The following is a 25,806-nucleotide window of genomic DNA, read 5'->3' as shown; positions in this document are numbered from 1 at the left end:
TGTCACCTCATCTCTATCTTATTAATCGTTTAACGATTTTACTTGTTTCCCTAGCCGCTTTTTCTACTTGTTCTACTGTATTATTCATGCCAAAGCTAAAGCGAATAGAATTCTTAGTTTGGTCTGCCCCTTTGCCAAACATGGCTACCAATACGTGTGAAGGGTCTATAGATCCCGCAGTACAAGCAGACCCGCTCGATACTGCTATGCCAGCTAAATCAAGGTTTACAAGCATGGCTTCTACATTGGTGCCTGGAAAGCTAATATTCAATACATGTGGAAGTGCGCTATTGGTGTCGCCATTCACTGAAAAGGGAATGTTTTCTTCTAAAAATATATCGATTATTCTTCTTTTAAAAGAAAGATAGGTTTCCACTTTTGTTTCGAGTGATTCATAAGCAAGCTCTGCAGCCTTCGCAAATCCTACAATTCCAGGGATATTCTCTGTTCCGGCTCGGCGCTTCCTTTCCTGCTCTCCTCCGTATAATAAAGGTGTAATTTTTACACCCTCCCTTACATATAAAAATCCAATTCCTTTTGGACCATTTATTTTATGAGAAGAAACAGATAATAAGTCGACTCCTAATTCAGACACATCAATCGATAAAATTCCATAAGCTTGTACTGCATCCGTGTGGAAGAATGCCGAATGATCCTTAAGCATTGCACCTACTTTTTGAATCTCCTGGATGGTACCTACCTCATTATTACCAAACATGATGGTAACAAGGATGGTATCTTCCCTAAGGGCCTGTTGCAGATCTTCAAAACTAATTTTCCCTCTAACATCTACTGGTAAGTAAGTAACTTCATATCCTTGTTTTTCAAGAAAAGCGCACGTATGCAGCACCGCATGATGCTCAATTGCTGTAGTAATAATATGGCGTCCCCGGTGCTTATTCGCTTCAGCAACCCCAATAATAGCTGTGTTATCCGCTTCCGTACCACCGCTAGTAATAAGAATTTCTGTTTGTTTCGCACCGATGCTTTTAGCCAATACTGTTCGGGCGTCATCCAATAATTTTCTTGATTCTCTCCCAAAGGAGTGGATGCTCGAAGGATTTCCAAAATGCGATTGCATGACTGTCAGCGTCTCTTCAATGACCTTAGGATGCATTGGGGTTGTTGCAGCATTGTCTAAATAAATGCGTTCCACCGATAATTCTCCTTCCAACCATCAAGCTTAAATTTAAATATAAAACATATAAGAATCATTGTTTCCATCTTCTGTGTAACTAGCCAAATCCTCAAGTGTGGTACTATCCAATACATCTTTAATCGCGTCACGGATCCTAATCCATAATTCACGTTTTGCAGGTTCTTCATCCTCAATTCCTTCAACAGGTGTAATCGGACCTTCTAGTACTCGAATGATATCTCCAGATGTGATTTGGTTCGGTTCCTTTGCCAGTACATATCCTCCGTAAGCGCCTCGGATACTCTTTACAAGTCCTGCATTACGAAGCGGGGCAATCAGTTGTTCCAAGTAATGCTCTGACAAATCATGTGTTTGTGCAATACACTTTAATGATGTCGGGCCTTCACCATGCTTACGTGCTAATTCAATCATGATTGTAAGTCCATAGCGTCCCTTAGTAGAAATTTTCATTTTTCTGGCACCTCAATATATATAAAGTAGCAACTTAAGTTATTCGTATGAACATAAGTAGATAAAACCTTTAGGTACTATAGCTCCCATAGTATGAAAGACTTTTGAAATTATAGCATACAACTAAAAGTAATGCATTTTATCTATATTATACATTATGGTAAAGTATATAAAACCGATTGTATTAGAAAGTATTAAGATAAAATCTGGGGGAATTATCTAAATGAGTATAAAACCACTCGCATTCCGGATGCGCCCTCGTTCCATAGATGAAATCATCGGACAAAAGCATTTGGTAGGGGAAGGAAAAATCATTCGCAGAATGGTCATTGCAAAACAACTCTCTTCCATGATTCTATATGGGCCTCCTGGGGTTGGCAAAACTTCCATTGCCAGCGCGATTGCCGGAAGCACGAAATATGCTTTTCGAACTCTAAATGCTGTCACAAATAATAAAAAAGATATGGAAATTGTCGTTCAAGAAGCAAAAATGTCAGGGAAAGTCATTCTTCTTCTTGATGAAGTCCATCGATTGGATAAAGCTAAACAGGATTTCCTACTCCCTCACCTTGAGAACGGTAGCATTGTCCTTATCGGAGCGACTACAAGCAATCCTTATCATGCAATAAACCCTGCCATTCGTAGTAGATGTCAAATCTTTGAGTTGAAACCGCTTGAAGAGGATGAAATCTTGCAATCACTAAAGAGGGCGCTGGAAGATGAAGAAAGAGGTTTAGGAAAGCTTAATACCGTAGTAGAAGAGGAAGCTTTACATCACCTAGCAATTGCTTCTTTTGGTGATGTGCGAAGTGCCCTTAACGCACTCGAATTAGCCGTGTCCTCAACTCAACCTGACGAAGATGGAATTATCCGTATTACAGTAGGAGATGCAGAGGAATGCATCCAAAAGAAAAGTTTTTCCCATGACAAAGATGGAGATGCACATTATGATGTCCTTTCAGCATTCCAAAAATCGATCCGCGGTAGCGATGTGAATGCTGCCCTTCATTACTTAGGAAGGCTTGTGGAAGCAGGGGATTTAGTGAGCATCAGTAGAAGGCTTGTCGTTATTGCTTACGAAGATATCGGACTTGCCAATCCTCAAGCCGGACCAAGGGCACTAGCAGCTGTCCAGGCAGCAGAGCGACTGGGATTTCCTGAAGCAAGGATTCCTTTAGCGAATTCTGTGATTGAGCTTAGCCTATCTCCAAAATCAAATTCTGCGTATAGTGCTTTGGATGCTGCAATAAGTGACATTTGTAAAGGCATCAGTGGAGATGTGCCAGATCATTTGAAGGATGCTCATTATAAAGGCGCAAAAGACCTTGGAAGAGGTCTCGAATATCTATATCCACATGATTACGAGAGTGGTTGGGTGCAACAACAGTATCTACCAGAAAAAATTAAGCATAAAAAATACTATAAGCCGAAAAAAACAGGGAAATTTGAGCAAGCATTGGCTCAAGTCCATGAAAAAATCGAAAGCTCAAGCTTCACAACCAAAAGGTAGTGAAGCTTGAGCTTTTCTATTACTTATTTTCATCACTGACACGTACGACTTTAACATCCTTTAGTATTTCCCTCACTACCCAACTAGCCGCTACTAATCCAGCTACTGAAGGAACAAAAGCATTGGAGGAAGGTGGCATTTTTGCTTTACGGATAACAGCATCATCTTTACCGACTTCTTTACGAACCTCTTCACGGATGACAATTGGGCTTTCATCGGAGAAAACAACTGGTATCCCTTTTTTAATTCCTTCTTTACGAAGTCGTGTACGGATGACTTTCGCAATCGGATCTGTATGTGTTTTGGATATATCCGCAATTTGAAAGCGTGTAGGATCCATCTTATTTGCTGCACCCATGCTAGAAATGATTGGTATGTTACGATTCAAGCATTCCTTCATTAAATGGATTTTATAAGAAATCGTATCTGAAGCATCAATCACATAGTCAAGGTTATAACTGAAAAACTCTTCATAGGTTTCTTCGGTATAAAACATTTTTAAAGAAATGACTTCACACTCTGGATTGATGTCCTGGACTCTTTCTTTCATTAAGTCAGCTTTAAATTTGCCTACAGTGGACAATAGAGCGTGAAGCTGTCTATTTACATTCGTGATGTCTACATCATCTTTGTCTACAAGTATCAAACGACCGACACCTGAACGTGCCAATGCTTCAACTGAGAACGAGCCGACCCCACCGATTCCTAATATAGCAACAGTTGTATTTTTCATCTTTTCAAGGCCTTCTTTACCGATGGCCAATTCATTTCTTGAAAATTGATGTAGCATATGATCAACTCCATTATTATATCTACGACTGATTCAATCAGTACTATAACATATCTATTGATTAATACAAGTATTTCTATCAGAAAAGTGGAAGCGCCCTCGGAACAATCAAAAAGCCGATTGTTCCTGCGAGGTTAATTCTAAGAAGCCTTCCTTTGTGTTTAGCGACGTATGAGCTGGACGAACCCCGTATGAGATAAAGGAAGCCTGAAATGCGTAGAGCGCCAGCTTATCGGCGACCAGCATAAGACGAGCCGGCTGGAAGTTTGGTTTTTACCTTCCGGACGGATTGGCTTATGACCTCGAGCCGATGGCGCTCGAAGCTAGACAACACGAAGAACGATAGTGATTCGATGTTGACTTATCGTAAGGAGGGGGCGGAAGCACACTAGTCGCTGGGCGCCTGGAACTAGACACTGCTCAGACTTCAGAAAGTTATTCTTTATACTATTAGAAGACTTAAGGTTTGATTAACATTTAGAATTAGTCACTTCCCCTTACATTCATGATGGGAATGACGCTCTTCATTACTTTACCCTATTCACCCCATAGTACATCCTACTGGTTATAAAACACCAAAAAACCTGTACAGTTTCCTGTACAGGTGATTACTCATATAAGGACGCAAGAGCCCCAATCGTGCCGTTCCTCCTTCGTTTTGAACCCGCTCTACGCAGGTGGGTGCCTTGTTCTAGGCTTTTGTAAGTCCCCTTCGAGATGAGGCATTTACGCAGCTTTGAAACGTAAGCTCCCGTAACTATAAGTGTTCGGTCAAAACTTATAGGTTATGGTGACGTACACATCAGGACTCTCGCTTATTGGTAACATCATAGCATATGAAACATTGAAAATTCAAGTGAAGTCATATAGGAAATTACTCACTTTTTTTTGATACTACAGCTAAATTTAGTTCATCTAGTTGAGCATCACTTACCTTACCTGGTGCATTCGTTAGGAGGCAACTCGCGCTTGCCGTTTTAGGGAAAGCAATCGTGTCACGTAGGTTTGTTCTGCCAGCTAATAACATCACAAGTCTGTCCAGACCTAACGCAATTCCACCGTGTGGAGGAGTCCCATATTCGAATGCTTCCAATAAGAATCCAAATTGTGCTATAGCTTCTTCTGGTGAGAATCCTAATAAAGAGAACATTTTCTCCTGAATTTCTTTTTCAAAAATACGTAGGGATCCGCCACCTAATTCATACCCATTTAGCACTAAATCATAAGCATATGCTTTGACACTGCTAGGGTCAGTATCTAATTTTTCTATGTCTTCACGAACAGGCATTGTAAATGGATGGTGAGCAGCAGAATATCTCTCTGCCTCTGCATCATATTCAAGAAGTGGCCATTCAGTAACCCAAAGGAAATTAAATTTGCTCTGATCAATCAAGCCAAGTTCCTTTGCAAGTTTTAAACGTAATGCACCTAGTGCATCAGCGACAACATTCTTTTTATCTGCTACGAATAATAAAAGGTCGCCTTCTACAGCTTCTAAGGTTTTGCTTAAAGCCTCACCAGCTTCACCTTCAAAGAACTTTGAAATCGGTCCTTTTAATCCGTCGGCTTCTACCTTCATCCAAGCTAATCCCTTTGCTCCATAAACAGCAGCAAATTCTCCAAGAGCATCAATGTCCTTACGAGAATACTTAGGGGCAGCACCTTTTACATTGATGGCCTTTACTTCTCCACCATTTTCTACTGCTCCTGAGAACACTTTAAAACTTGAATCCTTCACAAGTTCTGAAATATTGACTAATTCCATTTCAAAACGAGTATCTGGTTTATCGGATCCATAGCGATTCATTGCGTCATCGAAAGTAAGGCGTGGGAATGGTAATGTTACATCCAACCCTTTTACTTCTTTCATGACTTTCGCCATCATATTCTCAGTCATAGACATGATATCTTCTTGACTCATGAAGCTTGTTTCAATATCGATTTGAGTGAATTCTGGCTGACGGTCTGCTCGTAGATCCTCATCACGGAAGCATCTTGCTATCTGATAATATCGTTCAACCCCAGAAACCATCAATAATTGTTTAAATAACTGAGGTGATTGAGGAAGAGCATAGAATTCTCCCTCATGAACACGACTAGGCACTAGATAATCACGAGCCCCTTCAGGCGTGCTTTTTGTTAGGATAGGTGTCTCAATATCTAAGAACCCTTCACTATCTAAGAAATTACGAATGGTTTGTGTCGCTTGATGGCGCATTTTCAATGTTTCAAACATCATTGGGCGACGAAGATCTAAATATCGATATTTAAGACGGACATCTTCCGAAACATCGGTTTTGTCATCAATCATAAATGGAGGGGTTTTCGCTTCATTAATGATAGATATTTGAGAAGCATGAATCTCAATTCTTCCTGTCTTCATTTTTGGATTTACAGTACCTTCTTGACGAGCCACTACATTCCCTTTTATATCCAAAACATATTCACTACGGATTTTTTCTGCAATTTCAAGCGCATCCTTCGAAAAATCCGGATTAAAAACAACCTGTACTAGACCTGTACGGTCACGTAGGTCAATAAAGATTAATCCACCAAGGTCACGACGCTTTTGAACCCATCCTTTTACTACTATTTCTTCCCCAATTGCTTGTTCTGTCACTTCACCACAGAAGTATGATCTACCGTACATATGCTGTTCCTCCTCTATTAGCGCTGCATTTCCATGAATTTTTCTATAAACTGATCAAGTTCCACTTCTCTTTGTTCGCCTGTCTCCATGTTTTTCACATTGATGACTTGCTTGGCAAGTTCATCATCTCCCAACACGGCAACATATTTTGCATTTAAACGATCGGCCGCTTTAAATTGTGCCTTAGTCTTACGATCACTGTAATCCTTCTCGGCTGAAAAACCTTTTCTTCTTAATTCATATACGAGTTTAACTGAGAAATCTTTTGCGGCTTCCCCTAAACTAACCACGTAACAATCAATGCTATCATCCCAAACAGGTCTAACCTGTTCTGCATCCAATGCTGCAATCAATCTTTCAATACTCATGGCAAATCCGATCCCCGGAGTCTCAGGACCTCCGAGCTCTTCCATCAAACCATTGTACCTTCCGCCTCCACAAAGAGTCGTAATGGCTCCAAATCCTTCTGAAGTGCTCATGATTTCAAAAGCAGTGTGGTTGTAATAATCCAAACCACGTACTAGTGTAGGATCGACTTCAAATTCAATTTCAAGTGAATTTAAATGCTCTTGTACTTTAGTAAAATATGCTTTGGAATCTTCATTCAAATACTCAAGAATTGAAGGTGCAGATGCCATTAATTCATGGTCACGATCCTTTTTACAATCCAGGATCCTTAAAGGATTCTTTTCTAGACGATTCTGACAATCACTACAGAATTCCCCAATCCTAGGTTGGAAGTGATTGAAAAGAGCCTCTCGGTGCATTGTTCTGCTTTCTCGGTCTCCAAGGCTATTAATCACAAGCTTTAAACTTTTCAATCCCATTCCTTTATACATTCCCATTGCCAATGCCAATACTTCTGCATCAATGGCCGGGTCCGCACTTCCCAATGCCTCAACCCCAAATTGAACAAATTGTCTGAATCGACCAGCTTGAGGTCGTTCATAACGGAACATTGGTCCGAAATAGAAAAGTTTTACAGGTTGAGTGGCCCAGCCGAACATTTTATTCTCTATGTAAGAGCGGACCACTGGTGCTGTACCCTCAGGACGAAGCGTGATTTCCCTACCACCACGATCTAAGAAAGAATACATTTCCTTTTGGACAATATCAGTTGTATCACCCACACCTCGAAGAAACACCTCTGTATGTTCGAATATAGGAGTACGAATTTCTTTATATTGATATCTTCTGCACAAGTCTCTTGCTTGCGCCTCGATGAATTGCCATAGTTCAGATTGTCCAGGTAATATATCTTGTGTACCTCTTGGAATTTGAATGGACATGGATCATCTCTCCCTTATTGAAATTTTAGTGGGCAAGAGAAATAAAAAAACTCCCGTCCCTTGTAATACAAAATTACAAGGGACGAGAGTTTGATTCCCGTGGTGCCACCCTAATTGAAATGCCTTATAAAGGCACTTCCACTTTAAACAGTTAACGCCTGTTTACGTCCATCTCCTACTAAGGTGCAAAGACCTTTTCAGAGCGAAGCCTAAGGAGTGTTCGTTCATTAAGTCATCAAGTAGGACCGCTTTCAGCCTGTGACCGTCCCTCTCTTGTCTTGTGTATCTCAACTACTTTTCTCCCTCATCGGTTTCCATCATTATATGTATTATTATTTTTTTAATAATAATGTTCGATGGATTGAATGTCAAGATAAGCAGGAAAAATTATATTTCATGACCGTTCTAGTTTCTTCTTTAACTTTCGTACTTCCCTCATATTCAATCCAAATTCCGTAGCCAGTTCAAACATATTGGAGCTTTGTTCTTTTTGGATAAAATCATGTAAATCTACACCAAATATCTGATTCTCTCCTGAATGGCTCATATTTCCCTTATCACTGAATCTCATGCTTGTGCCTCCCTTAGATATGTTAAAATGGTTTCTTTGGATGTCAAAATCCATATAGAAAACTGATCTAGTGCAATACTATCTGTCCACTTCTTTACAACAGTTGAAAAATATAAAGATTGGTAGTACGAAATAGCACCTTCAAAAGACGAGTGATTATCTACTCAAGAAATAAACATTACCCTATTAGGATTTCCCTATTTTTCATTTTTTTTACGTTTTTAAAAGGGAATTTTTTTTAAATCGAGAATTTTATTAAAGCACTGAAACAGATTAATTAGAAAGGTGGAACGGATGTTGAAGATATGGATCAAGACCCTGATCGTTTTACTCCTGATTTTCCCTACTGGCACCACCATGGATGACCAGAAGAAAGCAGAAGGGTATGAGGTTACGATCAATAAGAAAATAATCAATATCCGCGAGGGTCCGGGATTAAGTTATCCGATCGCTCAAAAGGCTTCCGCTGGCGAAGTGTTTACAGTTATCGGAGAAAAAGGTGAATGGTACGAAGTAAAATTGAAAAATAGAACTGGTTGGATCGCTCACTGGCTTGTAAAAAAAGTTTCCTCCCCCAATAAAGAGGAAAGTGAAACGGGAGTTGAAACAGGTGTTGTACTTGTAGAAAGTCTTCGAGTGCGGACTGGTCCAGGAACAACCTTTCAAATAGTAGGGAGCCTTAAACAAAATCAACAGGTTCAAATCGTTTCAAGGAATGAAAATTGGCTGAAAGTGAAGTCGGTAGAAATGGAAGGTTGGGCATCAGCCGAATTTATAGAGATCAATCAACCAGAACCAATAAAAGAAAAAGAAAAAGAAAAAGAATCCGATTCCCAGTCTGGAAAATCTGTTGGAATCATCAAAGTGAAATCATTAAATTTTAGAGCTAAGCCTTCGTTAGAATCTGATATTATTGGCAAACTTACTTTAGATACAAAAGTTGAAGTAATAAAAATTGCTGATGAATGGCTTCAGGTACAACATGAGGGGAAAACAGGCTGGGTCCACGAAGATTATATAGAAGTTACCACCTCAAAGGAAAAGGAAGATTTATCAAACCCTGAAGATGCGCAAAAGAAAGAAACTTTAAAAGGTGGCAAAGCCATCGTGACTGCACAGAACATTAAAGTCCGCGCAACACCATCTTTTGCAGGGAAGGTTATATCTACATTAAAAAAGGGACACGAGTTTAAAGTATTGGATGAAGAGAATAATTGGATTGCCTTATCTCTTCCTAATAAAGAAACTGGATGGATTCCCATTTGGTACGTAAGACAATCATTGGATGCACAGCCTATTAAGAAAAAAGATTTTAAGAATGGAAAAATCGTGATTATTCATGATGGTACTTTACTAAGAAAAGAACCAAGTGCACATTCTGAAGCCCTGTTATCCACTAATGAAGGTGATACCTTCCCTTTGATTGCCGTCGAAGGAGATTGGTATAAGATTGCACTAGAAAATGACCAATTCGCATATGTAGCAGGATGGATTGTTTCCTCCAAAGGTGATGCCCCGCAAATAACAAAGTCACGCATGGAAAAGTATTTTACAAACAGGACAATCGTGCTTGATCCTGGCCATGGGGGGCGCGATAATGGTACAACCGGCTCCCGAGGAACTCTTGAAAAAGCATTAACCCTGCGAACAGCTCAATTGTTAAGTGATAAAATAAGAGCTGCTGGTGGAAGAACCGTGCTGACAAGAATCGGTGATACATACGTGACACTTAGATCGAGAGCTAGCTCTGCAAATTATCATAATGCTGATGCTTTTATTAGTATCCATTATGATAGTAGTAATGATAGCAGTGTAAACGGAATTACAACCTATTATTACCATCCTTATCAGAAAGACTTAGCTGATGAAATACATTCAAAATTAATCTCTGGAACTTCAATGAAGGACAGGAATGTTCGTAAAGGTGATTATCACGTCATTAGGGAAAATGGAGCATCGGGAATTTTATTGGAACTTGGTTATCTATCAAACCCCGCAGAGGAAATGACCGTATTATCAAGTGCTTATCAAGAGGCTGTATCAGAGGCTATCTTTAATGGACTTGCGGAATATTTTATTAAGTGAATCAGGGTGCTAGAAGAGTCCATGCATTGGACGACCTTTCTAGCACCCATTATATTATTCTGTAGTTTTAGCCTTTACCATCGTAATGAAATCTGAAGATGCACTTGCAAATTGATCCTTTTGGACAAATCCAAATTTTTCATATAAATGTATGGCTCTTTGATTGAATCTAGCAACTGTTAATCTTAAAGGTCCATTTCCATTCAATCCTCGAATGGTACTCATGACAAAATAAAAAAAATCCATTCCTCTTCCTTTTCCCGTCATTTCTGGTTTCATCCCTAACCCAATATCCACCATTCTCTCTTCATAAGCACCAACTGTAGAACCACTCGGTACTTGAGCCGCAGTACCCGTACAGAAAAAACCAATTAATTCATCATCAATAAATACTCCTGAATAGTTATTTTCTAGAAGTTCTTTGATCGCATCTGTAGAAATTTTGTTGTTATAGAAATCATAAGGAGATTCATATTTCCATCCTAGAATATCAAGTGCCATTTTTTCATTCATTTTTTGAATTCTCATTTTACTAGTTCCCCCTGAATTGATCAATCATCAAATCGGCGACCCTAAGGCGAAAAAAAGGATTAATTCCCTATATTGCCTTTAAAGTAACTTACTTTCCCATTTCTAAATTATGGTTAATTAAAGTGTAAACAAAAAGCAATGGCTTACACCACTGCTTTTAATCGATTCTATTCAAATGCTGTCCAAAATTAATGTTACTGGTCCATCATTGACCAATTGAACATCCATCATGGCACCAAACTCACCTGTTTGCACTTCGACTCCTTTTTGACGGAGTTGTTCATTAAAAAAGTTATAGAGATCTATTGCTTGGTCAGGTTTAGCCGCTTCCATGAAGTTCGGGCGACGCCCTTTCCTACAATCCCCATATAAAGTAAATTGAGAAACGGAAAGAATTTGTCCACCAGCATCTAATAGTGAATGATTCATCTTCCCTTGTTCATCTTCGAAAATCCGGAGATTCACAATTTTATCCGCTAGATAGATGGCATCATCTTCAGTGTCGTTATGGGTAACTCCCACTAGAAGGACAAGCCCACTTTCAATTTTTCCAATGACCTCGCCAGTGACAGTCACACTAGCTTCTTTTGATCTCTGTAATACTACTCTCATGGAAAAAACCCCTTAGTTCATGATCCTACGTACAGAGTATATTTCGGAGATTTGTTTGATTCTCTCGACGACTTTCTGTAAATGGTTCACATTATGAATGGCAATAGACATGTTAATGGTAGCAACCTTATTACGATCTGACCTTCCAGAAACGGCGGTAATATTCGTTTTCGTTTCATTTACGGCCTGTAATACTTCATTTAATAGACCACGTCTATCGTAACCACTAATTTCAATATCCACGTTATATTCTTTTCTATCATTCAGGCTGCTTTCCCACTCAACAGGTATGAGCCTTGCTTCAGCATCATCACCGACAATATTTGTGCAATCGTTACGGTGGACACTCACACCACGGCCCTTGGTGATAAAGCCTACTATTTCATCTCCAGGTACCGGGTTGCAACAGCGAGAAAGACGGATTAAGAGATTTTCGATTCCTTGGACTCTTACTCCAGATTCACGTTTTTTAACAGAATGAAGAGATTTCAATTCAGAAACAGCGTCTGTGATACTAGCTTTTTGTTCTAATTCTTTCTTTTTACGCCACTTTTCCGTTAATCTATTAGCCACTTGAAGTGCAGTGATTCCGTTGTATCCAACAGCCGCAAACATATCCTCATCATTGGCGAAATTAAATTTCTCTGACACCCTTTTAATATTTTCAGTTGTTAAAATCTCTTTTAAGTCAAACTCCATTAACTTGATTTCTTTTTCAACAAGCTCTCTTCCCTTTTCGACATTCTCATCACGCATTTGCTTTTTGAAAAAAGTTCGAATCTTGTTCTTGGCTTGTGAAGTTTGAGCAAGCTTTAACCAATCTTTGCTAGGCCCATATGAATGCTTGGATGTGAGAATTTCAATGATGTCACCCGTTTTAAGCTTATAATCGAGAGTGACCATCTTCCCATTCACTTTAGCCCCAATCGTCTTATTTCCTATCTCTGAATGGATTCGATAGGCGAAATCGATAGGTACGGATCCAGCAGGTAGCTCAAATACATCTCCTTTTGGAGTAAAAATGAATACCATGTCCGAGAATAAGTCAATTTTTAAGGATTCCATGAATTCTTCTGCATTAGTCGCATCATCCTGGAATTCTAAGATTTCTCTGAACCATGTCAGCTTCTCTTCAAGAGACTGATTTTCAGAGACTTCTTTACCTTCTTTATAAGCCCAGTGGGCAGCAATCCCATATTCTGCAATACGGTGCATTTCAAATGTTCTGATTTGCACTTCTAAAGGATCTCCTTTAGGCCCAATAACGGTCGTATGAAGGGATTGATACATATTTGGCTTAGGCATAGCGATATAATCTTTAAAACGTCCAGGCATTGGCTTCCAGGCAGTGTGAATGATTCCTAAGACAGCGTAGCAATCTTTGATGTTATTCACTTGAATTCGAACAGCAAGTAAATCATAGATTTCGCTGAACTGCTTATTTTGTAATGCCATCTTACGGTAAATGCTATATATATGCTTCGGTCTTCCAGAAATCTCTGCTTTAATATGCACCTCGCCAAGGCCTTCGCGAACTTCTTGAATTACACCATCTAAATAATCTTCACGTTCTGCACGCTTTTTCTTCATTAAATTGACAATTCGATAATACTGTTGTGGATTTAAATATCGCAGAGCAGTATCCTCGAGTTCCCATTTAATAGTCGAAATACCCAGTCGGTGCGCAAGCGGAGCGAAAATCTCTAAAGTCTCATTAGAAATTCTGCGTTGTTTTTCAAGAGGAAGATGTTTTAAAGTCCTCATATTATGAAGACGATCTGCTAGTTTGATAAGAATGACCCGAATATCCTGGGCCATTGCGACAAACATTTTTCGGTGGTTTTCGGCCTGCTGTTCTTCCTGGCTTTTATATTTAATTTTCCCTAACTTAGTGACGCCATCTACTAACATGGCTACTTCTTGATTGAAGGCTTCTTCCAACTCTTTTAGGGTTACCCCAGTATCTTCAACTACATCATGCAGGAATCCAGAGGAAACAGTTGCAGCGTCCAATTCGAGGTCAGCAAGAATCCCAGCTACTTGAATTGGATGGATGATATAAGGTTCACCCGATTTACGAAATTGCTCTTTATGTGCGTTCTCAGCAAATTCATAAGCTTTTTTTACCATACTCACATCCGAAGGTTGTAAATACTTTCCAACTCTTTCAATTACCTGTTCAGCACTAATTACTTGTTCGTTCGCCATGAAACCACCTTTTTATTTAAATAACGGGATTTTTTGAATATATTATAAAAACCTTCAGCCACTCACACAGGCTAAAGTTAAACTATTGTGTTTCTGTAAAAATTCATATTGTATCTATTATCAAAAAAAAGAAGGAGAATGTAAAGAGTTTCCCCCTCTTTTCTTCCTATTTCGACATTTTTCTAGAAGTAAAGGTGAATATAATTCCATTTTGGAAAGAAATGCAGACACTGTTCGCCGAATTTACATAAAAAAAAGAAGAATCCTATTATCAACAAATAAATTGTCAACAATAGGATTCGTATCTATTTAGTATGTCATGAGAGTAAGAATATCATAACCGTTTAATTTATCTTTTCCATCAAGGTATGACAATTCAATTAAGAATGCTATACCTGCGACAATACCACCAAGATCTTCCACAAGCTTGATAGTCGCTTCAATCGTTCCACCAGTTGCTAGTAAGTCATCAGTGATTAATACTCTTTGACCTGGTTTGATGGCATCCTTATGGATTGTTAATACGTCTTTCCCATATTCAAGACCATATTGAACTTTAATAGTTTCACGTGGCAATTTTCCTTCTTTTCTTACAGGAGCAAAACCTACTCCTAACGAATAAGCAACAGGACATCCAATGATGAATCCACGAGCTTCAGGTCCAACAACTAAATCGATTTGTCTTTTTTTAGCATATTCTACGATCTGGTCAGTAGCATAACGATATGCTTCCCCATTATCCATTAATGTTGTGATATCTTTAAACTTTATTCCAGGCTTTGGCCAATCAGGCACGATAGTAACAAATTGCTTTAAATCCATTGTTCCATTTCCTCCTCAAGCTGCACGCTTTCTGACAATAACGACTCTATAAAATTGTATAGCTGTCCATAAGAGGAATATAAAAGATCATTTTCCAATTGGAATTGTTCCTTCTTATCCTTAAAGGACGCTGATTCGTGAAAGTCTCTTTTTGCTGCTTGTTCTTTTATTGAAATAAATCCATTCTCTATTGTAACAAAATCCAGTTCAAAAAACACTTTAACTATAAAATCGACAGTATCCCTTGACCAGCCTTTATGTCTAGCTATGTCATCACTGTATCTATTGACCTCAAAGGTGCCTTTTTTCTTGACAAGAGCATACATCCACTTAAAGTGATCCCTTGTCGGCATTGTACTGAAGAAATGTTGTTGGTCCTGATGAAAGTGAGCATATACCCTTTCTGGTGTCCCACATTTAAATAGTGTATTCAATTGATTTAAATTTGTCGGTAGATCAATCAAAACAATATTTTTTCCACTAAGAGTAAAATTCTTTTGGCTTATTTTATCCAAGAATACTACCGTTTCCGCTTGATATGAGTTCAACTGTAGTTTTTCCATTGTTGATTCATTGAAAACGATTAATATACGGTTATCTTTAGGTATTTTCTCTAACGTAGTGGAAATCTTTTTAGAACCTCTAAAATCAAATAGCTGCCAATTATTCACTGAAATATCATGCAAAAATATTTGAGGTTTACGCATGTTGTTCCACTCATTGATTGAAACATCCCCCACAACAGATATAGAAGTAATAGGAGAGATATGATCTACCAATTCTCCTAAACCAAAACCAATTCCATCCAACGTAAAACCATCATGTTCCAGCATTACCTTCATATGATTAGATTCTGCTCCAATTTTACGGATGGTGCTGATTTTTACTTCATTAATCATAACTTTTGGTTTTGGATTTCCCATTCCAAAGGGGGCGAGCCGTTCCATTTGCGAGATGCTTTCAAGTGTGATTTCTCCTATTGAAGTGACTGTATCAAGCTTAGTGACGGGCACAAAGTCTTCTGCAGTCATCTTCTGTTTAGCCAATTGATTTAATCTTTCTCTTAAATCTGCAACGTCTTCTATTTTCAGGGTCATTCCAGCTGCCATAGGATGCCCACCAAAATGAGGCAATATATCGCGACATTGAGATAAATTTTGATAGAGATCAAAACCTTCAATGCTTCTAGCAGAGCCTTTAGCCAATCCTTTTTCTGGATCAAAGCTTAAAACAATTGCTGGTCTATAAAATCTATCAACCAGTTTAGAGGCAACAATTCCAATTATTCCAGAATTCCATCCTTCCTTACCGACGACAATGACAGAGTTTTCATCAATAGGCCAATTTTCTTCCACTTCTTTTATAGCATCTGCAGCGATTTGTTGGACTAATGCTTGTCTTTCTTTATTCAAGCCATCAATTTCACTTGCTATGAAATATGCCGTCTCAAAATCTTCTGTTAATAGCAATTCAACAGCAGGATCTGCATCTCCTAGTCTGCCTGCAGCGTTTATACGCGGACCTATCCCAAAACCAATGGATTCCTCATTCAGTGAAGAGGGCTCAATACCTGCGACTTTGAATAAAGCACGCAATCCTGGTCTTGTGGTTGATTTCATGTTCTGAATTCCTTTTGAGGCAATTAACCTGTTCTCACCAAATAAGGGAACGAGATCAGAAATTGTCCCTATTGCCGCTATTTCAAGTAAATCATAAGGTACTTCACCTAATAATGCGTGTGCAAGCTTCAATGCAACCCCTACACCAGCTAATTCCTTGAATGGATAAGTACTATCCTCTAGCTTAGGATGGATAATAGCCAGGGCTTCCGGTAGTATTGGTCCAGGCTCATGATGATCTGTAATAATGTAATCCATGTCAAGATTTTTGGCCACTTCAGCTTCGTGAATAGCCGAAATGCCAGTATCAACCGTAATTAATAATGAAACGCCCTCTTCCTTCGCAAGTCTAAAAGCTGTTTCATTGGGTCCATAACCTTCTGAAAATCGGTTTGGTATATAAAAATCAACATTCGCATTCAGCTTTTTTAATGTCTCCATTAGAACCGTTGTACTACTGACTCCATCTGCATCATAATCACCAAAAATGCGAATAAGCTCTTTTCGTTCAATTGCCCGATGTATCCTATTTACGGCAATATCCATCCCTTTTAACAAGTAAGGATCGTGAAAAGGAGTTTCCTCAGGAAATAAAAAAGACTGTGCTGTTTCCAAGGTATCCATTCCACGGTTCACCAGTAATTTAGCCACTAAAGGTGCAATGTTTAGTTGAGTGGAGAGCAAACTAGCTCTTTCTTCATTAGATAATTCAACCTTCCAACGGGTTTTTGATCGTAACATACATTCACCCCTTAACCTTCCTAATTATACAAGACCAACTAAAGCGTTTCAATTTGTTTTATTCAAGAAAAGCGGAAGCGTCCCGTTAAGCGACGTATGGGCTGGAGGAATCCGCATGAGATAAAGGAAACACGAAGAACGATAGTGATTCGATGTTGACTTATCGTAAGGAGGAGGCCGAAGCACACTAGTCGCTGGACGCTGAAGCTAGACACTGCTCTAACTACAAACGATAAACCTTTATGACAAATAGAAAAGCGGAAGCGTCCCGTTAGTAAGGAACGTCAGCTAAAATCCGTCACGTCCTGTGGCGAACGCTGACATCACCACATCCTGTGGAATCGCTCACTGCTTATTTACAAATTACAAAACCGTAGGATTGCTCCTACGGTTCAGTAAATGGATGTTTAGACTTGCGCCTCATCCGTATTCTTTTTCTTTTCTACGTAGGTAATCAATGTACCCTTTTTCTTTAGCTCCTTAATTTTAAAATCAAGCCAAAGTTGGGAAGCAATGAAGATGGATGAATAAACTCCTACTGTCAATCCAATTAATAACGCAATTGAGAAGTTTAAGATAGATTCGCTTCCAAACAAAATCATCGCAATTACTGTAATGATTACCGTCAAAACCGTGTTAATGGAACGAGTAAGTGTCTGACGAATACTCACGTTTACAATTTGTTTTAATTCTGAAGCATCTTTGATTTTTTTCTTCGCACGTAAATTCTCACGAATACGGTCAAATGTAACAATTGTATCGTTAATTGAATAACCGACAATGGTTAACACTGCTGCGATAAAAGTTAAATCAACTTCAATACGGAATAAACTAAATATTGTAATGATAAAGAATGCATCATGTAGCAATGCAATAACAGCAGGAAGGGCCATTCTCCATTCAAAACGTAATGTGACATAAAGAATGATTCCTACTGATGCAATCAGGACCGAAATCAACGCATTTCTCGCCAATTCTTTTCCAATTGTAGGTGAAACAGTGCTTACGTTTGGTTCTAATCCAAACTCACTCTTCATATGAGTTTTTAATTTAGAAATTTCATTTTTATCTAATACCCCTATTAAACGAACACTAGCCGTATCGTTATTTTTACCTGAAAGGACAATATCATCAATTTCAAGGCCAATTTTTTTGAATTCATCTTCAACCTGTGAAGTTGTTAGTGATTCTTTTGAAGGTACATCAACCCTTGTTCCGCTGCTGTAATCGATTCCAAGGTTTAATTTGAATATTAATAGGAAGACAATTCCAATTACCGTAAGAGCAATCGAAAATCCATAATAAATTTTTCGTTTGTTGACAAAATCTAAACGATCAAAGCGGGTAGGAATATCAAGAGTTGATTCTGATTCCGATAAATTACGGATATCTTTTTGCTTAACACCAAACCAGCCTGGTTTTTTATTGAATAATCCACTATTTACCCAAAGCCCTAGGAAAATACGAGTTCCAAATACAGCAGTAATAAAAGTCATTAATATACTGATGATTAACATTGTAGCAAACCCTTTTACTGAGCTTGTCCCAATATAGAATAATACAGCCGCTGCAAGGATGGTTGTTAAATTAGCATCTAATATGGTAGACAGTGAATTTTTATTTCCTGCTTCATAGGCTGCTTTAACTGAACGACCCAGTTTTAGTTCATCCCTAATTCGCTCATAGGTAATGATATTTGCATCGACTGCCATACCAACCCCTAGGATTAGTGCAGCTATACCAGGAAGTGTCAGAACACCATTCATCCAATCAAATACCAATAAAATTAGGTAAATATAGATGGATAGAGTAATAATTGCAACAAAACCTGGGAAACGATAGTAAACAAGCATGAATAGGTAAATAGCTGCAACACCGATAATTCCTGCTAGGATTGTACTTTCTAAAGCCTTTTCTCCAAACTTCGCTCCTACTGAAGTAGAATATACTTCTTTAAGCTCTACAGGGAGTGCTCCTGCATTTAACAAATCCGCTAAATCTTTCGCTTCTTCAATTGTAAAAGAACCAGTTATTAGAACTGTATTTTGGTTAAACACTTCTCTTACAGAAGGTGCAGAAATCATATTATCTTGTGTATCAGGTTTTTGAATAGAATCTTTACCTTCTTCAAAATCCAACCAGATTGCTAATACGTTTGTTGGTGCAGGCATTGCTGAAATTTTTTCTGTAACTTCTTTGAATTTATTTGCATCTTTTAATGTTACTTCAACAACAGGTTGATTTTCCATGAAGGTTTGTTTTGCTCCACCTTCCTTTAAATCAGACCCTTTTAACATTTCTTGGTCATTATAATCACGGAATGAAAGCTTTGCTTGAGTGGATAAGATTTCACGTGCCTTATTTTGATCATCTACTCCAGCAAGTTGAACACGAATACGATTTTTTCCTTCAATTTGAATACTCGGTTCACTCACACCTAGTACGTTAACACGACGATCTAGGGCACTTGCAGTACTAGCTAGAATTTTTTCATCCACTTTCTTACCGTTTTCGGATTTAACCTCATACAAGACTTCAAATCCACCTTGTAGATCCAAACCGAGTTTAATATTATCCAAAATTTTTGTTGTAGTCGTCCCCATCATTGCAAAAATCGCAACGACCAAGATTAAAAAGGCGACAATTCTAGATCTTTTGACCATTATGTATTGATCCTCCTCAGGTACGTTTCAAGCCTTAACTAAACATTTGATGCGGGACAAAAGTTCTTATTCAGCAAAAAGCTGAATTTTCTTACTTTTAAGGGAAAATGTCGGCACAATAAAATTGTTAATGGCTTTATTATAAAACTGACTAAGCTATGATATTACAATTCCACTGGGAAAATCTAAGCTCCCATCATATTATGAGTCAATTTAAAAACACTGTCAATCCGGTTAAAATAGGATTTTCCACTTGCAAGTCTGGAAAAAAATGAAACTCCTAAAACCTCATCCTAATAAGTCTTTAAACGCATCTGGGCCATCTAAACCATTTGAAGACGCTTTGAATGCCTCAATCGTAGCGAAATGCATATATTCACTAACATTCAATCTCAAGATGTCGTTTACGACAGTGTGTAACGAAGGGGAATTTTGAGGCTTTTTCCATTTCTTCTTTTGAAGATAGTGCCAAATGTCCTGCTCCTTCACTTCACCGTATCCGAAAAGAACAAATTCTTCCCTCTTGCTTTGTAAAGCAGGTATGACATTTTGCCTAAACTCGTCAAACTGATGACCATTTCCCATAAATTCTACCTCTCTCTGTGACCTATATTCTATTTTTAGGACTGGATTCTAGGATGAGAGAAACGCTTGTCATGTTTTGTCCAACTACAAGCATATAAATTATTGTATATGAATTGATCCATTTTGAGAAGGCAGGTAATCGGGATGTCGAAGTTTTTTAAAGGGGCAATGATCTTACTGGTTGCTGGTCTGATTACCAGGGTACTTGGGTTTGTCAATCGGATAGTGGTCGCTAGATTTATAGGCGAAGAAGGGGTTGGCCTGTACATGATGGCTCTCCCGACATTATTCCTAGTGATTACAATCACTCAATTTGGCCTACCAGTCGCCATTTCAAAATTCGTAGCAGAAGCGAATGCAGTGGGAGACCAAAAGAGGATTAAGAAAATTTTAGTAGTTTCATTAAGTATTACAGTTGGATTGTCTTTAATTTTTACTCCTGCTCTTTTCCTATTGGCTCCTATCCTATCTGAGACATTGTTCACGGATGAACGGACTTACTGGCCATTAATGGCGATTGCGCCAATTGTACCTATCATAGCCGTTTCATCCGTTTTAAGGGGTTATTTCCAAGGGAAACAGAATATGAAACCTGCTGCTTATTCCCAAGTGCTGGAGCAAGTAGTGCGCATCACTCTTATAGCTGTCATGACAAAATCCTTCCTACCCTATGGTATTGAATATGCGGCTGCGGGGGCAATGCTTTCTTCGGTCATTGGAGAGCTCGTTTCACTTGCTTACCTTATGACTACTTTTAAGGTCAAGAAACACTTTAAAGTTAGAAGCAATTTTTTTAAATCAGTTCGAAAAGGTAGAGATACCTTCAACGAATTAATGAGCATTGCCTTACCTAGCATGGGTAGCCGAATGATTGGATCGATTGCCTGGTTTTTAGAACCCATTGTAGTCGCCCAAAGTTTGGCAATAGCAGGGATCTCAGCTGGTGTCGCTACCAAGCAATACGGAGAACTAACAGGCTATGCCTTGCCATTATTAATGCTCCCATCTTTCGTGACGATGGCGCTTTCCACTTCACTTGTACCAGCTGTAAGCGAAGCCCATGCATCTGGGAATTACAAAGCCATTCAATATAGGCTGCAGCAAGCCCTGAGGATTACGTTTATAACCGGTTGCTTATCCGTCATTGCACTTTATGTATTTGCAGTCCCGTTAATGGAAGCCATGTATGGTACTTCCGGGTCTGCTGTATTTATTAAATTCATGGCTCCATTTTTCATTTTTTATTATTATCAAATGCCGCTTCAATCAGTTTTACAAGCACTGAATTTAGCAAAGGCCGCTATGATTAACAGTTTGATTGGCGCCGTAGCAAAAACTGCCATCATTTTCCTACTGGCTTCTAGAGAAGAATTTGGGATTATGGGGGCAGCGCTTGGCATGGCCGTTGGAATTGTATTAGTCACTTTTCTACATTTTTTCACAATCGTAAAGAAAGTATCTTTCACCATTGAAGTTCGTCAATATTTAGTTACGTTAGGGGTAACTTTCCTGTCAGGTTTTATAGGCTTCCTTTGCTACAATAAAATATTTACCGCAATGGGGCCAATCACCAATTTATTAGTATCCATCACAATTTTGACCATTGTTTTTATTATCCTGCTGATTGGGATGAAAGTCATAAAGAAAAGTGAGCTGCAAAAAATTCCCTATATCAGTTTTTTAATCCGTTGATGAAATGTTATTCTCATCGATAAAAAAGGATTCATTGTCATAACTACAGTAAGAAATCTTTCTAATATCGGGGTAACCCTTTTTTGACATTTGTTCAAGGAGCCATTCCTGTGTTTTATCAAATTCAATTAAATTTCGGTGTTGGATGACTCCATCCAAGATCAGGGGCAGTGCCAAGTAAGTTTCCTTCGTTTGCTCTTGGTTCTGCTCTTCTTTTTTAAATACCGACAATTTTCCAGAGGTTTCAAGAATAGCGTATTCTACTTCTTTTACATCCTGAACGTCCTTTTCCCTTAGCTGAACTAACAGATCTTCAAAATTGTACCGTTGCTTCTTCATCGCTTTTTCATCAATTTTGCCATCGCTAATAATCAAGGTAGGCCGGCCATCCACAAATTCCCTAAAACGTTGGCTCTTTAGCGACAATAGGGCTGAAGAAATTTGTATAAGCATTAGTAGAATCATCGGAAAAATAGAATGAATGATTTGGGATTTAGGCTGTTCTATTGATATGACAGCCAATTCTGCAATCATGATAAATACTACAAGATCAAGGATGTTTAATTCTCCAATTTCCCTCTTACCCATTAATCTAAATATGACAATGATTAATATGTACATGAATAGAGTACGTAATCCAATATAAACGAAGGCTTCCAACGTTTCTTCCCCCTCCCCGGTGAAAATTACAATGTCTATAGTCTAAATCAAAAACTGTGAGAATATGCTTGTACAAAGCGTTTATATTGCTTGAACTTGAATGGAAAGGGTATGAGGGAGTATGGAATCAAAAAAAATGGGTTCGGCGATTTTGTTTGGAGTAGGATCTATCTTTATCTTTGCTATAGCAATAAGCTTCATCTTTTCTCTAATATTAAGATTTTCGTCTTTGACTGAATCCTCTCTCACGTATGTCATGATGGCAATGTCATTTTTGTCATTGTTTATTGGTGGATTCATCTCTGGTGGAAAAGGTAAAAAGCAAGGGTGGATGCTAGGTGGCGGCACAGGGATTCTTTATACAGCCATCATTTTACTATTTCAATATCTTGGCCATGATAGCTCTTTTTCAGCTAAGGAATGGATTTATCATGCTTGCTTTATTGCTACAAGCATGATGGGTGGAATCCTAGGAGTCAATTTGAGTGGTGGGAATAAATAAATGGCATAGATGTCTAAGATGTCGAATGTGACGCTTTAGGCATCTTTTTTCTTCCTAAATTGAAATACTAAGTCTTAACCAAATAAAAATAAAAACCCGAAGAGATTATCTCTTCGGGCTTTTGCCATTAATCAGTATGTTACAGATTAAAGACCTGTTCCCTTCTCCGTTACTTCACGGATTGCTGAACGGTCGTATGTAAGACGTGAACCATCTCCACATTTGATGACAACTTTGTTATCATCGATTGAATCTACGAAGCCATGAAGGCCTCCGATTGTTACGATTTTATCACCTTTTTTCAAATCGCTCTGCATCGTTTGAACCGCTTTTTGGCGTTTCTGCTGAGGACGGATCAAAAGGAAATAGAATAGGACGAACATAATTAGAAGAGGACCAACTGTTCCCAATAATTCTGGCATGAAATTCAACTCCTTTCTACGTGAATATTATTTAGAAATTTTTCGCATTCGGTTTGTTGAAACCATATTGCTCAAAAAATTCTTCTCTGAAGTCTCCAAGTCGATCTTCTCGGATCGCTTGTCTCACATTCTCCATCAATTTTACCAGAAAATACAGATTATGATAAGTCGTTAATCGAATTCCGAATGTTTCATCACATCGAATTAAGTGTCTTATATACGCTCTAGAATAATTCTTACAAGTGTAGCAATCGCAATTTTCATCTAGAGGACCAAAATCCCTAGCGAATTTAGCATTTTTTACTACAAGGCGGCCGTTGCTTGTCATCAGAGTTCCGTTTCTTGCTATACGGGTCGGAAGAACACAATCAAACATATCTACACCACGAATCGCTCCATCAATCAATGAATCTGGAGAGCCTACTCCCATTAAATATCTTGGCTTATTTGTTGGCAGCAATGGAGTCGTAAAGTCAAGTGCACGATTCATAACATCCTTTGGCTCCCCTACACTCAATCCACCAATCGCATAGCCAGGGAAATCAAGGGAGACTAAATCCTTTGCACTTTGCTTTCTTAATTCTTCGTATTCTCCACCTTGAACAATTCCAAATAACCCTTGATCCTGCGGACGTTGATGAGCCTTTAAACAACGTTCAGCCCAACGAGACGTTCTTTCCACAGAGCTCTTCATATATTCAAAGGAGGCTGGATATGGTGGACACTCATCGAATGCCATCATAATATCAGACCCTAATGCATTCTGAATTTCCATTGCCTTCTCTGGAGACAGGAAAAGTTTATCACCATTAAGATGGTTACGGAAATGGACCCCTTCTTCTTCAATTTGACGGAATTCACTCAAGCTAAATACTTGGAAACCACCAGAATCAGTAAGGATTGCACGATCCCAATTCATAAACTTGTGTAAACCACCAGCTTCTTGAATAATTTCATGCCCCGGCCTTAACCATAAATGGTAGGTATTGCTTAAAATGATTCCTGCACCAATTTGCTTAATATCTTCAGGTGACATCGTCTTAACAGTAGCCAAAGTGCCCACTGGCATGAAAACTGGTGTCTCGAAAGAACCATGTGGTGTATGTACACGTCCTAGTCTGGCACCTGTTTGTTTACATGTTTTAATCAATTCATATCGAATCGCTGTCAATCTATTTACTCCCTTCGAGTCATAGTGAACATGACTCTTAAATTAAATGATGAGCATTGCATCACCAAAGCTAAAGAATCGATACTTTTCCTTCACAGCTTCATCATATGCTCGTAAAACGTTTTCCCTACCTGCTAATGCACTGATCAACATAATCAAGGTTGACTTCGGTAAATGAAAATTAGTAATCATCGCATCAATCCCTTTAAATTCATACCCTGGATAGATAAAAATGCTCGTCCATCCATTTTCGGCTACGAATTTACCATTGTGCTTCGATGCGATTGTTTCTAATGTCCTTGTGGAGGTTGTACCCACAGTAATTATCCTACCGCCATCATTTTTTACTTCATTCAGTAGGTGAGCTGTTCCTTCAGTCATCTGATAAAACTCCGCATGCATATCATGTTCATTAATGTCATCTACACTAACCGGTCTAAACGTCCCTAATCCTACATGTAGTGTAATGAAAGCGATATGGACACCCATATCCTTTATTTGCTCTAGTAATGATTCCGTGAAATGTAAGCCTGCGGTAGGAGCTGCTGCCGACCCTCTTTCCCTGGCAAACACGGTTTGATAACGATCCTTCTCCTCAAGCTGCTCTTTTATATATGGAGGAAGCGGCATATGCCCTAGTTCATCCAACACTTCATAAAAGATTCCTTCATACTTGAACGTAATGATTCGTCCTCCATGCTCGAGTTCCTCTTCGCAAGTAGCCGTCAATTTACCATTACCAAAAGACAAAACCGTTCCTACTTTAACCCGCTTGGCAGGTTTCACAAGGGCTTCCCATGTATCGCCCTCTACCTGCTTGAGCAATAACAATTCCACCTTTGCACCCGTATCCTCTTTAATACCAAAAAGACGGGCAGGCAATACTCTAGTATCATTCAAGACTAAGCAATCACCCGGTCTTAAATACTCTTTGATATTTTTAAAAATATCATGCTTTGTCTCACCGGTTTTTTTATCCAAAACCATGAGGCGGCTTTCTTCCCTTTGCTCAAGTGGGGTTTGAGCGATCAATTCCTCGGGCAAATGGAAATCAAATAAATCCACCTTCATTGT

At 38.7% G+C, this 25,806-nt stretch carries 21 protein-coding genes, 1 other RNA gene and 1 other annotated feature; of the genes, 4 read left to right on the top strand and 18 right to left on the bottom strand.

Annotation, left to right across the window (positions count from 1 at the left end):
• Positions 1-13 precede the first annotated feature (13 nt).
• Positions 14-1,156 carry a cysteine desulfurase family protein gene (locus G3O09_RS12530; protein ID WP_163101834.1) on the bottom strand — a complete coding sequence of 381 codons (1,143 nt, stop codon included), beginning with the start codon at positions 1,154-1,156 and terminating at the stop codon, positions 14-16.
• Between the two features lie 33 nt (positions 1,157-1,189).
• Positions 1,190-1,609 (bottom strand): cysteine metabolism transcriptional regulator CymR, encoded by a 420-nt coding sequence (gene cymR, locus G3O09_RS12525; protein ID WP_163101833.1) that lies wholly within the window; start codon positions 1,607-1,609, stop codon positions 1,190-1,192.
• A 223-nt stretch (positions 1,610-1,832) separates the two neighbouring features.
• Between cymR and G3O09_RS12520 the strand changes: the two genes are divergently transcribed.
• Positions 1,833-3,119, top strand: a complete 1,287-nt coding sequence (locus G3O09_RS12520) for a replication-associated recombination protein A (protein WP_163101832.1) — start codon at positions 1,833-1,835, stop codon at positions 3,117-3,119.
• 19 nt (positions 3,120-3,138) lie between these two features.
• Here G3O09_RS12520 and G3O09_RS12515 read toward each other — a convergent pair whose 3' ends face one another.
• The 5 genes from G3O09_RS12515 to G3O09_RS22190 all read right to left on the bottom strand — a co-directional run bounded on the left by G3O09_RS12515 (position 3,139) and on the right by G3O09_RS22190 (position 8,419).
• Positions 3,139-3,909: a tRNA threonylcarbamoyladenosine dehydratase gene (locus G3O09_RS12515; RefSeq protein WP_163101831.1), complete on the bottom strand. Its 771-nt coding sequence runs from the start codon at positions 3,907-3,909 to the stop codon at positions 3,139-3,141.
• A gap of 626 nt (positions 3,910-4,535) precedes the next feature.
• A non-coding RNA gene (gene ssrS, locus G3O09_RS12510) (6S RNA) lies at positions 4,536-4,721 on the bottom strand.
• A gap of 62 nt (positions 4,722-4,783) precedes the next feature.
• Complete coding sequence (gene aspS, locus G3O09_RS12505) at positions 4,784-6,559, bottom strand: aspartate--tRNA ligase (protein ID WP_163101830.1); 1,776 nt, start codon at positions 6,557-6,559, stop codon at positions 4,784-4,786.
• A gap of 17 nt (positions 6,560-6,576) precedes the next feature.
• Positions 6,577-7,848: a histidine--tRNA ligase gene (hisS, locus tag G3O09_RS12500; RefSeq protein ID WP_163101829.1), complete on the bottom strand. Its 1,272-nt coding sequence runs from the start codon at positions 7,846-7,848 to the stop codon at positions 6,577-6,579.
• 75 nt (positions 7,849-7,923) lie between these two features.
• Positions 7,924-8,165, bottom strand: a binding site (T-box leader).
• Positions 8,166-8,242: 77 nt separating this feature from the next.
• Positions 8,243-8,419 (bottom strand): hypothetical protein, encoded by a 177-nt coding sequence (locus tag G3O09_RS22190; RefSeq protein WP_205439651.1) that lies wholly within the window; start codon positions 8,417-8,419, stop codon positions 8,243-8,245.
• 294 nt (positions 8,420-8,713) lie between these two features.
• On the opposite strand from G3O09_RS22190, the gene G3O09_RS12495 reads away from it, so the two are divergent.
• Complete coding sequence (locus tag G3O09_RS12495; protein WP_163101828.1) at positions 8,714-10,504, top strand: N-acetylmuramoyl-L-alanine amidase family protein; 1,791 nt, start codon at positions 8,714-8,716, stop codon at positions 10,502-10,504.
• A 54-nt stretch (positions 10,505-10,558) separates the two neighbouring features.
• Here the strand turns inward: G3O09_RS12495 and G3O09_RS12490 are convergent, their stop codons facing one another.
• The 7 genes from G3O09_RS12490 to G3O09_RS12460 all read right to left on the bottom strand — a co-directional run bounded on the left by G3O09_RS12490 (position 10,559) and on the right by G3O09_RS12460 (position 20,285).
• Positions 10,559-11,032 carry a GNAT family N-acetyltransferase gene (locus tag G3O09_RS12490; protein WP_240338422.1) on the bottom strand — a complete coding sequence of 158 codons (474 nt, stop codon included), beginning with the start codon at positions 11,030-11,032 and terminating at the stop codon, positions 10,559-10,561.
• 174 nt (positions 11,033-11,206) lie between these two features.
• Positions 11,207-11,647, bottom strand: coding sequence for a D-aminoacyl-tRNA deacylase (gene dtd, locus G3O09_RS12485; RefSeq protein ID WP_163101827.1), 441 nt, complete (start codon positions 11,645-11,647; stop codon positions 11,207-11,209).
• A gap of 12 nt (positions 11,648-11,659) precedes the next feature.
• Entirely contained in the window at positions 11,660-13,855 is a 2,196-nt protein-coding gene (locus tag G3O09_RS12480; protein ID WP_163101826.1) for a RelA/SpoT family protein, read from the bottom strand.
• A 309-nt stretch (positions 13,856-14,164) separates the two neighbouring features.
• Positions 14,165-14,677 carry an adenine phosphoribosyltransferase gene (locus G3O09_RS12475; RefSeq protein WP_163101825.1) on the bottom strand — a complete coding sequence of 171 codons (513 nt, stop codon included), beginning with the start codon at positions 14,675-14,677 and terminating at the stop codon, positions 14,165-14,167.
• Entirely contained in the window at positions 14,668-17,037 is a 2,370-nt protein-coding gene (gene recJ / locus G3O09_RS12470; protein WP_163101824.1) for a single-stranded-DNA-specific exonuclease RecJ, read from the bottom strand. The genes G3O09_RS12475 and recJ overlap by 10 nt, the downstream gene beginning before the upstream one ends.
• 407 nt (positions 17,038-17,444) lie before the next feature.
• Positions 17,445-19,700 carry a protein translocase subunit SecDF gene (secDF, locus tag G3O09_RS12465; protein WP_163101823.1) on the bottom strand — a complete coding sequence of 752 codons (2,256 nt, stop codon included), beginning with the start codon at positions 19,698-19,700 and terminating at the stop codon, positions 17,445-17,447.
• 288 nt (positions 19,701-19,988) lie between these two features.
• Positions 19,989-20,285 carry a post-transcriptional regulator gene (locus tag G3O09_RS12460; RefSeq protein WP_163101822.1) on the bottom strand — a complete coding sequence of 99 codons (297 nt, stop codon included), beginning with the start codon at positions 20,283-20,285 and terminating at the stop codon, positions 19,989-19,991.
• Positions 20,286-20,429: 144 nt separating this feature from the next.
• Between G3O09_RS12460 and spoVB the strand changes: the two genes are divergently transcribed.
• Entirely contained in the window at positions 20,430-21,977 is a 1,548-nt protein-coding gene (gene spoVB, locus G3O09_RS12455) for a stage V sporulation protein B (protein ID WP_163101821.1), read from the top strand.
• Here spoVB and G3O09_RS12450 read toward each other — a convergent pair.
• On the bottom strand, positions 21,966-22,637 hold the full coding sequence (locus tag G3O09_RS12450) for a DUF421 domain-containing protein (protein WP_240338421.1): 672 nt from the start codon (positions 22,635-22,637) through the stop codon (positions 21,966-21,968). The genes spoVB and G3O09_RS12450 overlap by 12 nt on opposite strands.
• 121 nt (positions 22,638-22,758) lie before the next feature.
• Here G3O09_RS12450 and G3O09_RS12445 point away from each other — a divergent pair, with 121 nt between their 5' ends.
• Positions 22,759-23,139, top strand: a complete 381-nt coding sequence (locus G3O09_RS12445) for a TIGR04086 family membrane protein (protein ID WP_163101820.1) — start codon at positions 22,759-22,761, stop codon at positions 23,137-23,139.
• Between the two features lie 146 nt (positions 23,140-23,285).
• Here G3O09_RS12445 and yajC read toward each other — a convergent pair whose 3' ends face one another.
• From yajC to queA, 3 genes are read right to left on the bottom strand one after another with little or no spacing between them, the layout of a single operon-like run.
• Positions 23,286-23,561, bottom strand: coding sequence for a preprotein translocase subunit YajC (gene yajC, locus G3O09_RS12440; RefSeq protein WP_163101819.1), 276 nt, complete (start codon positions 23,559-23,561; stop codon positions 23,286-23,288).
• Positions 23,562-23,592: 31 nt separating this feature from the next.
• A complete protein-coding gene (tgt, locus tag G3O09_RS12435; RefSeq protein WP_163101818.1) occupies positions 23,593-24,732 on the bottom strand; it encodes a tRNA guanosine(34) transglycosylase Tgt in 1,140 nt (379 codons plus the stop codon).
• 42 nt (positions 24,733-24,774) lie between these two features.
• Positions 24,775-25,803 (bottom strand): tRNA preQ1(34) S-adenosylmethionine ribosyltransferase-isomerase QueA, encoded by a 1,029-nt coding sequence (gene queA, locus G3O09_RS12430; protein WP_163101817.1) that lies wholly within the window; start codon positions 25,801-25,803, stop codon positions 24,775-24,777.
• Positions 25,804-25,806: the final 3 nt, after the last annotated feature.

The organism is Peribacillus alkalitolerans (assembly GCF_010882125.1).
Lineage (GTDB): Bacteria > Bacillota > Bacilli > Bacillales > DSM-1321 > Bacillus_BN > Bacillus_BN alkalitolerans.
The sequence above is the reverse complement of the archived record's forward strand: the minus strand, read 5'-3'. Positions and strand labels throughout refer to the sequence as shown.